The organism is Photobacterium sp. J15 (genome assembly GCF_963870815.1).
In the GTDB taxonomy this organism is placed as follows: Bacteria; Pseudomonadota; Gammaproteobacteria; order Enterobacterales; family Vibrionaceae; genus Photobacterium; species Photobacterium marinum.
Genome location: NZ_CAWMUI010000001.1, coordinates 2,071,938 through 2,084,136 on the forward strand (window position 1 = coordinate 2,071,938; position 12,199 = coordinate 2,084,136).

The 12,199-nt window shown below is 45.0% G+C and carries 11 protein-coding genes; 6 read left to right on the forward strand and 5 right to left on the reverse strand.

Features of this window, described 5'->3' with window-relative positions:
• Positions 1 to 3: 3 nt before the first annotated feature.
• Together AACQ93_RS09535 and AACQ93_RS09540 are read right to left on the reverse strand one after the other, a co-directional pair.
• Positions 4 to 792 (reverse strand): glucosaminidase domain-containing protein, encoded by a 789-nt coding sequence (locus AACQ93_RS09535; protein ID WP_064604519.1) that lies wholly within the window; start codon positions 790 to 792, stop codon positions 4 to 6.
• Positions 789 to 1,583, reverse strand: coding sequence for a hypothetical protein (locus AACQ93_RS09540; RefSeq protein WP_064604522.1), 795 nt, complete (start codon positions 1,581 to 1,583; stop codon positions 789 to 791). Before AACQ93_RS09540 ends, AACQ93_RS09535 begins: the two co-directional genes overlap by 4 nt.
• Positions 1,584 to 1,947: 364 nt before the next feature.
• On the opposite strand from AACQ93_RS09540, the gene potA reads away from it, so the two are divergent.
• The 4 genes from potA to AACQ93_RS09560 all read left to right on the forward strand — a co-directional run bounded on the left by potA (position 1,948) and on the right by AACQ93_RS09560 (position 5,981).
• Positions 1,948 to 3,066 (forward strand): spermidine/putrescine ABC transporter ATP-binding protein PotA, encoded by a 1,119-nt coding sequence (potA, locus tag AACQ93_RS09545; RefSeq protein WP_007470512.1) that lies wholly within the window; start codon positions 1,948 to 1,950, stop codon positions 3,064 to 3,066.
• Positions 3,050 to 3,907, forward strand: a complete 858-nt coding sequence (gene potB, locus AACQ93_RS09550) for a spermidine/putrescine ABC transporter permease PotB (RefSeq protein ID WP_064604524.1) — start codon at positions 3,050 to 3,052, stop codon at positions 3,905 to 3,907. Before potA ends, potB begins: the two co-directional genes overlap by 17 nt.
• Positions 3,907 to 4,677: a spermidine/putrescine ABC transporter permease PotC gene (potC, locus tag AACQ93_RS09555; RefSeq protein WP_007470501.1), complete on the forward strand. Its 771-nt coding sequence runs from the start codon at positions 3,907 to 3,909 to the stop codon at positions 4,675 to 4,677. Before potB ends, potC begins: the two co-directional genes overlap by 1 nt.
• 260 nt (positions 4,678 to 4,937) lie before the next feature.
• Positions 4,938 to 5,981 (forward strand): extracellular solute-binding protein, encoded by a 1,044-nt coding sequence (locus AACQ93_RS09560; protein WP_064604528.1) that lies wholly within the window; start codon positions 4,938 to 4,940, stop codon positions 5,979 to 5,981.
• Positions 5,982 to 6,090: 109 nt separating this feature from the next.
• On the opposite strand, the gene cobB is transcribed toward AACQ93_RS09560, so the two are convergent.
• Entirely contained in the window at positions 6,091 to 6,801 is a 711-nt protein-coding gene (cobB, locus tag AACQ93_RS09565; protein WP_064604531.1) for a Sir2 family NAD+-dependent deacetylase, read from the reverse strand.
• A 261-nt stretch (positions 6,802 to 7,062) separates the two neighbouring features.
• On the opposite strand from cobB, the gene AACQ93_RS09570 reads away from it, so the two are divergent.
• Positions 7,063 to 9,069: an LTA synthase family protein gene (locus tag AACQ93_RS09570; protein ID WP_084419083.1), complete on the forward strand. Its 2,007-nt coding sequence runs from the start codon at positions 7,063 to 7,065 to the stop codon at positions 9,067 to 9,069.
• Between the two features lie 217 nt (positions 9,070 to 9,286).
• Here the strand turns inward: AACQ93_RS09570 and AACQ93_RS09575 are convergent, their stop codons facing one another.
• Positions 9,287 to 9,706 (reverse strand): MarR family winged helix-turn-helix transcriptional regulator, encoded by a 420-nt coding sequence (locus AACQ93_RS09575; protein WP_007470492.1) that lies wholly within the window; start codon positions 9,704 to 9,706, stop codon positions 9,287 to 9,289.
• A gap of 217 nt (positions 9,707 to 9,923) precedes the next feature.
• On the opposite strand from AACQ93_RS09575, the gene AACQ93_RS09580 reads away from it, so the two are divergent.
• The gene (locus AACQ93_RS09580) at positions 9,924 to 10,919 is read left to right on the forward strand and encodes an NADP-dependent oxidoreductase (RefSeq protein WP_064604536.1); all 996 of its coding nucleotides are present in this window, start codon (positions 9,924 to 9,926) and stop codon (positions 10,917 to 10,919) included.
• A 101-nt stretch (positions 10,920 to 11,020) separates the two neighbouring features.
• On the opposite strand, the gene AACQ93_RS09585 is transcribed toward AACQ93_RS09580, so the two are convergent.
• Complete coding sequence (locus AACQ93_RS09585; protein WP_064604538.1) at positions 11,021 to 12,097, reverse strand: formate dehydrogenase subunit gamma; 1,077 nt, start codon at positions 12,095 to 12,097, stop codon at positions 11,021 to 11,023.
• Between the last annotated feature and the right edge of the window lie 102 nt (positions 12,098 to 12,199).

Consider the following 12,199-nt stretch of genomic DNA (forward strand, 5'->3'; position numbering starts at 1 on the left):
CCTTTATCCTTGGCGCCAATACTTATTGTTATGCATGATCATCGCCTGAATCTCATCAACATAAGCATGACCACGCTCCGAATAACGACTCAGTCCTTCTGCTAACTTCGCACCATCAATCAGCTCACCGGCCGCTCGTTGCGCAGCGCGAATATCACGAAGATCTGCATAAGCACGGTTTCGGTTTACATTCATAAAATATGCTTGAACCGACAAATAAGCAGAATCAAAAACAGCAACTTCATGTGTTGCGCCCGATGTTCTGGCAGAAGGAACCAAACCGCATCCCTTACGATAACACCACTGACCAAAATAGTTATTACCTTCAACGGCAAAGCGTGACGTACCCCAGCCAGATTCATTAGCGGCCTGACTTAGAACCAGTTCTTCCGGCAGCACATCCACACGCTTTAACATTTCATCAAACCACCCTGGTGTGACAGCGTCACCATTCAGGGCCACCTGATACACTTTTCCCAGTTTTGACGCGTAAGCCAAAGACTCGCTGTCGATATTTGCACCGGATTTGAACTTATCCTCCAGTTCAAGCAGGAACTGACGCTCACGCTCAACTCGCTGGTTTTCATGTTCAACTGCCGGCCGCAGAAAATCAAAAAAAGCCGCTTTCTTCTGAGCCACATCCTTGATCGCCCTAAAGTCCGGTCGTTTTTCTGCCTGTTGTGTTACTCCTTCGTCACCATTGTGTGTTTTGTCTTCTACTGGCGTTTCACCACACGCCGTTAGTCCACTAAGCAATAATAGAAAAGCAAATTTTTTTGTTGTTTTTATCACGCGTCAAAAACCTTGTCGTCTTTCTTATTTTGATGGTCGTCGCTACCCTTCTTCATAGTTGTTACCTGAAGAGTGATACCGAACAGGTTTCGGTAAATAATCCCTTTAACATTGAAAAAGAATGGAATTGTCCAAATCAGACCGATCCCGGCTGTTGCAAAAGAGAAAAAGAACATGATCATCACAACAAGATAAATAGCCGTCATCGGCATCAATTTCTTAACAGTGGCGATCAATGAATACTGAATAGCTTTTAGTGGTGTGGTTCGCTTTTCACAAACCAGAATAATGGCAAAACTGAATGCCATAGAAAGGAACAAGCCAATCAGTGGGAAAATCGCGTTACCAACCCCCTGAATTGACGATGTCAAAAGCATAGTAATTATCGATACCAAAGTGAACGGGAATCCTTTAACCAGATGGCTTGGTCTGGTTGGAAGACCGACAGCATGGTTCAGTGCCATGAGACTTACACCAACATACAACGGTGCACTCAATACATCTGACCAAAAGTTTGCCATATACCCGGCTTCAACAATTTCTGCAGAGATTTCCCCACCGTTAATAATGGCATCAAAAAAAACAGAAGCGTCACCGAGCTGAACCTGCAACCCAACCAGCAACAAAGCAACCTGAGCCAGAAATAAACCGAGAATCGCAGGAAAGAAAGATAGAAAGTTCTTCGCTGTTATTTTCCAGGCTTCCTGAAGCACAGCCACTGCCTGTAGTTCACAAGCACCTTTTATAGCCTTATCTATCGAGCCACCGACATGGAATGTTTTATTGTTCATTCTGATTTCATCAATTATTCATAGTCACAGTAGCGTGATTGTACGTCAGCTGAAGGCCAGATAAAAATCTTGTCAGAATAAAGTGTTTAAAATGTCATCAAACCTATGATTTTGGGTTGCCATAGAGCTGACTTTTACATAGATAACAGAAATGAATTTTTCTCTGTAACTCTGCGCAAAAAATAGTAGTTCAAAGGTTACGATTGCAGTTTGCTAGGTGCAAAATAACCAAAGGGAACACGAGAACGAAAAAAACCACGAAAACCGCTTTAATTTACATGGCTTGGAGTCTATTATGCGCCTCCTGAATTTACCCAAGAAGTGGGGATGAAATCATGCCCCCCAAGGTGGAGATAACGTAGAATTGAACGCTACAGAAACAACTAAAACACCAGTGATTCAGCTTAAAGGGCTGAACAAAAGCTTTGACGGCAAACAAATCATCACTGGTCTGGACTTGGATGTAAATGATGGTGAATTCCTTACCATCCTGGGCCCATCTGGTTGCGGAAAAACCACAGTACTACGCTTGATTGCAGGTTTTGAAAATGCTGACTCAGGTCAGGTAATCATTGCCAGTGACAACGTAACTGACATTCCTGCCGAACAACGTAACGTGAATACAGTATTCCAAAGTTACGCGCTTTTCCCTCATATGACGGTGTTCGACAACGTAGCGTTCGGTTTACGGATGCAAAAAGTCGCAGACAGCGAAATTGAACCACGCGTTATGGAAGCCCTTCGCATGGTTCAGCTTGACTCGTACGCATCACGTAAGCCTCACCAGCTTTCTGGCGGTCAGCAACAGCGTGTTGCTATTGCCCGTGCTGTAGTAAACAAGCCTAAAGTTCTGCTGCTGGACGAATCTCTGTCTGCCCTTGATTACAAACTGCGTAAGCAGATGCAGATTGAGCTGAAACAGCTGCAAAGAAAACTTGGCATTACCTTTATTTTCGTTACTCACGATCAGGAAGAAGCCCTATCGATGTCTGACCGCATCATCGTTATGCGTGACGGTTACGTTGAGCAAGACGGTTCACCTCGTGAAATCTACGAAGAGCCATCTAACCTGTTTGTTGCTCGTTTCATTGGTGAAATCAATGTCTTTGATGCCGTTGTTAAAGAGCGTCTGGATGAAAGCCGTGTTCTGGCTGACGTTGAAGGCCGTTCTTCTCTGATTCACTGCAAACTGCCAGTGAAGCAAGGCGATAAAGTTAAAGTACTGCTACGCCCTGAAGATATTCGCCTTGAAGAAATCAACAATGGTGAAAGTGCCAACGGCATTATCGGCTATGTACGTGAACGTACCTATAAAGGTATGACTCTGGATTCCGTTGTTGAGCTGGAATCAGGTACTTCTGTAATGGTTAGCGAATTCTTCAACGAAGATGATCCTGATGTAGACCACTCTCTGGATCAGAAAGTTGCCGTTACCTGGGTTGAAAGTTGGGAAGTGGTACTTGCAGATGAACAAGAAGCTTAATCTTCAGAACATCATCATCACTGTAATTGTCAGCTGGCTGGTACTGTTTGTATTTATGCCGAACCTGATGATCATCGGAACCAGTTTCCTGACCCGGGATGATGCAAACCTAATCGAAATGACATTCACACTGGATAACTATGTCCGGTTGTTTGACCCTCTATACGCAAAGGTCATGGGCCACTCGTTCTATATGGCGATGGTGGCTACCCTACTTTGCCTGTTGATCGGTTACCCGTTTGCTTACGGCATTGCCAAAATGCCGGAGAAATGGCGTCCGTTTATGTTGTTTCTGGTTATTGTTCCGTTCTGGACGAACTCGCTGATCCGTACATACGGCCTGAAAATCATGCTGGGTACCCGTGGGGTTTTCAATAATACCCTTCTATACCTGGACATCATTGATAAGCCAATACGCATTATGTACACCGAGTACGCGGTAATGGTTGGTCTGGTATACATTCTGTTGCCATTTATGGTGCTGCCATTGTACTCAGCAATTGAAAAGCTGGATCACACATACATTGAAGCAGCTCGTGACCTTGGCGCCAGCAAGTTCCAGACGTTTGTTAAAGTGATTCTGCCACTGACAATGCCGGGCATTATCGCAGGCAGCCTTCTTGTTCTGCTTCCTGCGTTAGGTATGTTCTATGTGTCCGACCTACTGGGTGGTGCGAAGAACCTGCTGATTGGTAACGTAATTAAGAGCCAGGTGCTGAATGCACGAGACTGGCCGTTTGGTGCCGCAACCAGTATTGCACTGACTGTTGCTATGGCGATCATGCTGTTTGCTTACTACCGTGCCGGTAAGTTACTTAACCGTAAGGTGGAGCTGGAATAATGGGACGCGTATTTAAGTTCAGTCTGATGACTGTGGTGTATGCCTTCCTGTATACACCGATTATTATTCTGATTGTGAACTCATTTAATGCCAGCAAATTTGGTATGAAATGGGGAGGCTTCACAACAAAATGGTATGAGCAGTTGGTAAACAACGACAGCCTGATGCAGGCAGCATGGCATTCACTTAATATTGCTGTGTTCTCTGCAACTGCTGCTGCGATTATCGGCAGCCTGACAGCTGTTGCCCTGTTCCGTTACCAATTCCGTGGAAAGAGCTTTGTTAATGGCATGCTGTTTGTCGTAATGATGTCGCCAGATATCGTAATGGCAATCTCACTGCTGGCGCTGTTCATTCTGCTGGGTGCTGAGCTGGGCTTTTTAACCCTGCTTCTTTCCCACATCACTTTCTGTCTGCCTTTTGTGGTTGTAACTGTATACAGCCGACTGAAAGGTTTTGACGTGAAGATGCTGGAAGCTGCCCGCGATTTGGGGGCAAGTGAATGGGTAATTCTGAAACAAATTATCCTACCACTGGCAAAACCGGCAGTGGCTGCAGGTTGGCTGTTAAGCTTTACCCTGTCTCTGGATGACGTAATTGTTAGTTCATTCGTAACAGGCCCGGCTTATGAAATCCTGCCACTTAAGATTTACTCAATGGTGAAAGTGGGTATTTCACCGGAAGTGAATGCGCTGGCAACAATTATGCTGATCGTTTCCCTGTTCCTGGTAATCTGCTCTCAGTTACTAGCCAGAGAAAAAATTAAGTAAGTTTACTTATACAATTGTTCAGTAAACCTCCATTTAAGGCAATCAAATCACTTTTGGTTGCCTTTCTTATATCCCTCTCTGCTATAATTCTGACTTAATTTTTATATTTTATAATCATATATAAAAGCAATAAGACGAATTTTTAACGTCTATATTGCTTTTTTAGTGTAGGAGCAGCGAAAATACTTGATACGCAATGTATTGAGTACGATTGCTGGAGATAAATCTCAATTTATCCTGATTTTTTGGAGCACATAAAAATGAAAAAATGGTCTTCTTTGGTGGCCGGTGGTGTTTGCGCAATGGCAATGTTCTCAAACATGGCAACTGCTGCAGATGAAGAGCTGTATTTCTACAACTGGTCTGAATACATTCCTAACGAAGTTTTAGAGCAGTTTACTAAAGAAACCGGTATCAAGGTTATCTACTCTACTTACGAGTCTAACGAAACCATGTATGCCAAGCTTAAAACACATGGTTCTGGTTACGACTTGGTAGTTCCTTCAACTTATTACGTATCTAAGATGCGTGATGAAGGCATGCTGCAGAAGATTGATCACTCCAAACTATCTCACTACAAAGATCTGGATCCTAACTTCCTGCACAAGTCATTCGATCCTAAGAACGACTACTCTATCCCATACATCTGGGGTGCAACCGGTATCGGTGTAAACACCGAGATGATGGACAAAGCTGAAATCAAATCTTGGGCTGACCTTTGGGATTCTAAGTGGGAAGGCCAGCTGATGATGATGGATGACGCTCGTGAGTTTTTCCACATCGCTCTGCGTAAACTTGGCTACTCAGCAAACACTAAAAATCCTGCTGAACTAAAAGCTGCTTACGAAGAACTGAAGAAACTGATGCCAAACGTACTGGTATTCAACTCAGACTACCCTGCTAACCCATACATGGCAGGTGAAACTTCACTGGGTATGCTTTGGAATGGTTCTGCGTACATGGCTCGTCAGGAAGGCGCTCCAATTGAAATCGTATGGCCAAAAGAAGGCGCAATCTTCTGGATGGACAGCATCTCTATCCCAGCAACGGCTAAAAACGTCGACGCTGCACACAAGATGATCGACTTCCTGCTTCGTCCGGAAAACGCCGCTAAGATTGCGATGGAAATCGGCTACCCAACTCCAGTTGGTGCTGCTAAGAAGCTACTTCCGGCTGATTTTGTAAACGATCCAAACATCTACCCGCCACAAGACGTAATGGATGCTGGTGAATGGCAAGACAGCGTAGGCTCTGCGAACACTATTTACGAAGAGTACTACCAGAAGCTGAAAGCTGGTCAGTAATCAATAAAAGCAACCAATGAAATGACAAAAGCCTCGCAACTGCGAGGCTTTTTTACAAGTCAGGTGTGAATACGATTTAAATCTAACCTAACACCGAGCGTCTGAGTTGTTACTCAAGAATTTCTTCAACAAACTGAGGCACAATAACCGACGCCATGCCGTAACGCTTTTCAGCAAACTCATTTTCAACTTCACTCGGTTCCAGGTTCAACTCAATCGTGTGAGCACCGTGCATCGCAGCTTCATGAACAAATCCTGCTGCCGGATAAACAGCACCGGATGTACCGATAGAAACAAACAAGTCCGCCTTCACCAATGCTTCATGAATACGATCCATGCCTATTGGCATTTCGCCGAACCAAACAACATTTGGACGCAACGGCGCCGGGATCTGACAACAATGGCAATGGTCTTCCAGTGAAATATCCCCACTCCATTCAACCGCCTGACCGGAGTGGCTGCACTGCGCTTTCAGCAACTCACCATGCATGTGAATAACATTCTGGCTGCCGGCTTTTTCGTGGAGGTTATCAATGTTTTGCGTAACAATCGTCACCTTGCCATCAAGCTCCTTCTCCAGCCGGGCTAACGCCAAATGAGCGGCATTTGGATCAACAGTGCCACTTTCAAGCTGCTGTCGACGCTGATTATAGAAATTCTGGACTAAAGCCGGGTTACGTCGATATCCGTCAGGGGTCGCAACATCCTCGATGCGGTGATTTTCCCAAAGCCCATCTTGATCACGAAAAGTACTGATGCCAGATTCGGCAGAAATGCCCGCACCGGTCAGAACGACAATATTTTTGTAAGGAAAAAGCATACACATAGTCCCTGTTATATAGGGTGAATCCCTTAGTTATACCATTGATTTTAGATGGTTATAAAGCACTAAGGATCATACCTTAGTCGTATAGCATAACTATAACTTTCTTTTGACACCGCTCTCCCAAAACTTATTCAACAAATATCTTGTGCAACGGACATAGCCATACATTCCGCATACATAAACGGTGTTTTATACCGCTTATTGCATGCATAAAATCACATGCCCTTATAAATCAATAAATAATTAAACTTCATTATGACTAATAATAGGAAAGGACCCCTTTCCCCGTTCTTGATTTTCAGCCTTCTTGCGCTGTCTCTCCTGACGCTATCCCGCCTATCTCTGGCAGTATGGCAGGCTGATCGAGTATCTGATGCTGACGGCTGGCTAACAATACTGATTCAGGGTTTGCGGGTGGATATTGCAACGCTTTGCTGGTTACTTATATTGCCTGCAATGCTGGCGACTCTGCTACCTCAGGCCGGTATCTTCGGCAAAATTTGGCGGTTTGTACTTCGTGTATGGTTGGTCGGTGGACTATGGTTGATGGTGTATATGGAACTGGCGACACCGCCTTTCATCATAGAATATGACTTACGACCAAATCGCCTTTTTGTTGAATATCTGATTTATCCGAAAGAAGTTTTCAGCATGCTTTGGGTTGGGTATAAGCTTGAATTGGCAATCGGATTGATTGGTTCTCTGCTTACCCTGTTTCTTGGCTGGAAGTTTAGCGGTTATGCCGTTAAGCGAATGTCTGTCACAAAATGGTACTGGCGCCCGCTAATGGCCCTGCTAGTTGTTGTTGTCGGCGTCATGGGAGCCCGTTCGTCTCTTGGTCACCGCCCGCTCAACCCTTCTATGGTTGCTTTTTCTAGCGATCCACTGGTTAATGACCTTACCCTCAACTCTTCTTATTCGCTGTTCTTTGCCATTAAAAACATGTCTTCAGAGAAAAGCGCAACCAAATTCTACGGAACTATGCCTGAACAAGAGATCATTGACCTTGTGCGTCAGTCTTCAGGTAAAACCGGAGAATTTATCTCAGAAGAGTATCCGACTCTGAACGTCAATGAACCAAGCTATACCGGCAAAAAGAAAAACCTGGTTATTCTGCTTCAAGAAAGCCTGGGTGCCCGTTTTGTCGGTAGCTTAGGCGGACTTCCTCTTACTCCGAATCTTGATGAACTGATGAAGGAAGGTTGGAACTTCACCCAAATGTACGCAACGGGTACGCGCTCTGTACGTGGCATCGAAGCAATCACAACGGGTTTCTCGCCAACACCATCCCGTGCAGTCGTTAAGCTGAGTAAGAGTCAGACAAACTTCTTCACTATTGCCGAACTACTTGGACAACAAAACTACCACACCCAATTTATCTACGGAGGTGAAAGCCACTTCGATAATATGAAGAGCTTCTTCCTGGGTAATGGCTTCCAGAACATTATTGATGAGAATGACTATGAGAACCCAGTGTTCAAAGGTTCATGGGGAGCTTCAGATGAAGATCTGTATAACATGGCTCATAAGCAATTCACTCAGCTAAGTAAAAGCGACAAGCCTTTCTTCAGCCTGGTATTTAGCTCATCAAATCACAGTCCGTTTGAATACCCTGACGGTCGCATACAACAATACGACGCCGACAAGCAGACCCGTCATAATGCGGTGAAGTATGCGGACTATGCCCTAGGTGAGTTCTTCAAAAAAGTAAAACAATCTGATTACTGGGATAACACAATCTTCATTGTTATTGCAGACCATGACGCAAGTGTGCACAGTACAAAACCGGTCCCAGTAAATCGGTTCCACATCCCGGCGCTAATTTTGGGTAAAGATATACTGCCACGCCAAGACAACCGCATCGTCAACAACAGTGACATGCCAGTCACCCTGATGTCACTGATTGGTGTACGAAGTGTTTCCCCTATGCTCGGCCATGACATGACAAAACCTCTGGCTCCAGAATTTGAGCGGGCCATGATGCAGTTTGATAAAAACTTCGGTTACCTGACCAGAAATAAGCTGGTAATACTTTCTCCTGAAAAGCAACCTAGTGGCTACCGCTATAATTTTGATACCAAAGAAATCACGCCGGAAGAAGCGACTGATATGCAAAAGAGTGTTGCTAAGGCCAATGCGCTATGGGGCTCGATAGCTTATAACAAGGGCTTGTACCGAATGCCAGATGCAGAAAATGTCGCTCGTATTTTGCAAGAAAGAGACAACAGCCTGACAGCTCAAACAAACACAGAGGAAGACTAATTCTTCAGAGAATGTTCAGCTAAAAAACAATCACTTCTGTCAGAATACAGCCCTGATAAAGCCGGTCTATTTGAGTTCCGGCTTTTCTTATTTTTATATGTACTTGTAATGTTTTTTGTTTTAAATGCAAAAGTTATAGTGCATTAAGATTTAGCTTCTAAAGCCTTAGTTCACCACCAATATAGATTGTGTATCTTTATTGCAGATTTATGGCAACTTACTGCAAGTTTGCGGCAAGTTCCAGACACAAACGACGCAGTAACTCAACATCTTCCGCAGCCATATTCGATTTGGCTTCTAACTTGTCACGCAGGGACTTGGCTTTTTCGCGCAGCTCGGCCCCCTCTTCTGTCAGCGAAATGACTTTCTTGCGTTCATCAACTTCTGACACCCTACGCGTTAAAAAACCCTTCTGCTCCAGTCGCTTTACTATCGGCGTTAAAGTACCAGAGTCCAGCCGGGTATCATGGGAAACTTCTTTCAAACTAACGTCATTGTTATACCAAAGCGACTGCATCACCAGGTATTGAGGGTAAGTCAGGTCAAACTCATCCAGTAGTGGTCTGTATGCCCGAACAAGCGCATTGGTTGCCGTATACAGAGCGAAACACACATTATCTGATAACTTCTGAGTCATATTTTTAGCAGCTTAATTGAAAAACCCCTCTAGTCTAACTTGAAATCCGATCACAAAAAATACCTTGCGTGCAAAATGTTTTCTCACAAAGTTATTGCATCTCTCCTTTGCCCCCGATAAAGTAAAAAAACAAATTAGTTTGCGCACAAATGTTTTGCGCAAACTAATTTTCAATAATGCTCAACAAACAAACGAATTGGCAGGAGAAAATAACCTCATGAACAGCACAGAGATTCAGCTCAAATCACGCCCAGCGGGTATTCCGACTACAGATGATTTCGAAACCGTAACCATTTCACTGAACGAAATCAGTGAAGGTGACATCTTGGTAAAAAACCTTTGGATGTCCGTTGACCCCTACATGCGTGGGCGCATGATTGATCGTGAAAGCTATATTCCACCTTTCCAGGTTGGTAAAGCGTTAGAAGGTGGCGCTATCGGTGAAGTCATTGAATCTAAAAACCCGGCCTTCCCTGTTGGGAGCCATGTCAGCAGCATGATGGGCTGGCGAAGCCACTTTGTCAGTAATGGCGAAGGCCTGACTCTCCTGCCCCGCACTGAGCTGCCACTGCAAAGTTTTCTGGGCATTATGGGAATGCCGGGCATGACAGCATGGGCCGGACTATTCCGTGTTGCTGAGCTAAAGCCGACTGACACTGTCTTTGTCTCCGCCGCCTCAGGTGCCGTTGGCAGTGTTGCATGTCAAATCGCCAAAATGCATGGCTGCAAGGTTATTGGCTCTGTCGGTTCTGATGAAAAAGCTTCATTGCTGAAAGAGCTTGGTGTCGATGCCGTGATTAACTACAAAACGACTGAAAACCTAAGCCAGGCATTGACTGAAGCCGCACCGGAAGGCATTGACGTATATTTTGAGAACGTCGGTAGCGAACATTTGGAAGCTGCGCTGAATAACATGAACCAAAACGGCCGTATTGCCGTCTGTGGCCTGATTTCTCAGTACAATGCTACCGAACCTCAGCCCGGTCCTTCCAACCTGTCATTAATCATTATCAATCGATTGAAGATGCAGGGCTTTATTGTATTTGATCACTGGGATCACTACGGTGAATTCGCAAAACAGATGGGCAGCTGGATTGCCGAAGGCAAGATCAAATGGGAAGAAACGATTTACGAAGGCCTGGAGCAGGCTCCCGATGCATTTATCGGCCTGTTTGAGGGAAAAAATAAAGGAAAAATGCTGGTTAAGCTTTAATATAAATCAGCATAAACTCTGAGCTCAAACTAAAAAGCCGGTGAATCAAATCACCGGCTTTTTTATCAAACGTTGAAACCAAGAAATAACAACAGCTGTTATCAGGCGTTTTGCTTAGCGGCCTCGGCCTTTAGCTCAGCTTCAGCTTTTGCGTTATAACCTGGCTGGTTTTCCGGAAGATCTTTCACTTCTTCATACCACAGGTCATGGTGCTCTTTCGCCCAAGTCTCATCTACTTCACCGGTGATCATGCCATCCAGTGCAGCTTCCATACCGAACAGACCGATGTAGATGTGGAAGATGAAACCACAGATCAGGATCAGTGCTGACAGCATGTGAACAAGGTTAGACAGCTCCATATCACGACGAGTCTGACCGAACAGCGGGAAATCCAGAACAAAACCACTCACAGTGATAAATGCACCGAAGAAAATCAGCAGCCAGAAGATTGCTTTTTCACCACCGTTAGAGAAACCTGCCGACGGGTGTGTACCTTTGTACTTACCTACCATGCCGCCCATTTTCATGAACCACTTCACGTCTACCATAGTGAAGATACTCTTACGCCACCACTTAAGCAGAACAACAGTTAGCAGAACGGCGAAAATAGGACCAATGTAGTTGTGGTACTGCTTTGCTGCATAGATGATCCAGCTCCAAAGCTCAGTCGGCACAACAGGTTTAATAAAGTGTTTGCCGTAAACCAGCGTCAGGCCACTGAAAGCCAACGTAAGGAAAGTGAATGCCATGCTCCAGTGAAGCGCACGATCCAGACGGCTCCAGCGTTTGATCTTGCGGCCCGTTTTCGGCTTGCTCAGTTTCAGCGGACCAATAACAAAATAAGCCAGCGCCACCATTGCAAGGCTGCCGAAGATTGCCAGCGCGCCCAGTGGAGACATCCACTTCTCTTTCAGAATGAACCATGTCTGTCCCGGAACGGAAATCAGCACACCGTGCTCCGGTGAACGAGATGTGGTGTAACCTTCCTGACCATCCTTGACCATGCGCCAATAGTCAGCACCGGCAAAACCAGTGATTTCTTTCTGAACCACAGTTTCACCCAAGCGCTCAATACCAGTATTTTGACCGGCCTCATCGCTGGCTAACGCCGACAGCGAAAATGTCAGCATGAATGCAGTAACCAGCATGGTAAACCAGCGTTGAATTCGCTTAGTCATTAAAACTCCCGACTGTTTTAAAACAGTATTGATGAATCATGGCTTCAGCCTGAAATCAGGCTGAAGCCGTTCAGTACCCAAGGTACTGGTTAAGTGAGGCAG

Bases quoted from the DNA above. Each gene is read 5' to 3' on its own strand.
- AACQ93_RS09540 (WP_064604522.1), bottom strand. From the start codon at position 1,583: ATGAACAATAAAACATTCCATGTCGGTGGCTCGATAGATAAGGCTATA.
- potB (WP_064604524.1), top strand. From the start codon at position 3,050: ATGAACAAGAAGCTTAATCTTCAGAACATCATCATCACTGTAATTGTC.
- potC (WP_007470501.1), top strand. From the start codon at position 3,907: ATGGGACGCGTATTTAAGTTCAGTCTGATGACTGTGGTGTATGCCTTC.
- AACQ93_RS09560 (WP_064604528.1), top strand. From the start codon at position 4,938: ATGAAAAAATGGTCTTCTTTGGTGGCCGGTGGTGTTTGCGCAATGGCA.
- cobB (WP_064604531.1), bottom strand. From the start codon at position 6,801: ATGCTTTTTCCTTACAAAAATATTGTCGTTCTGACCGGTGCGGGCATT.
- AACQ93_RS09570 (WP_084419083.1), top strand. From the start codon at position 7,063: ATGACTAATAATAGGAAAGGACCCCTTTCCCCGTTCTTGATTTTCAGC.
- AACQ93_RS09575 (WP_007470492.1), bottom strand. From the start codon at position 9,706: ATGACTCAGAAGTTATCAGATAATGTGTGTTTCGCTCTGTATACGGCA.
- AACQ93_RS09580 (WP_064604536.1), top strand. From the start codon at position 9,924: ATGAACAGCACAGAGATTCAGCTCAAATCACGCCCAGCGGGTATTCCG.
- AACQ93_RS09585 (WP_064604538.1), bottom strand. From the start codon at position 12,097: ATGACTAAGCGAATTCAACGCTGGTTTACCATGCTGGTTACTGCATTC.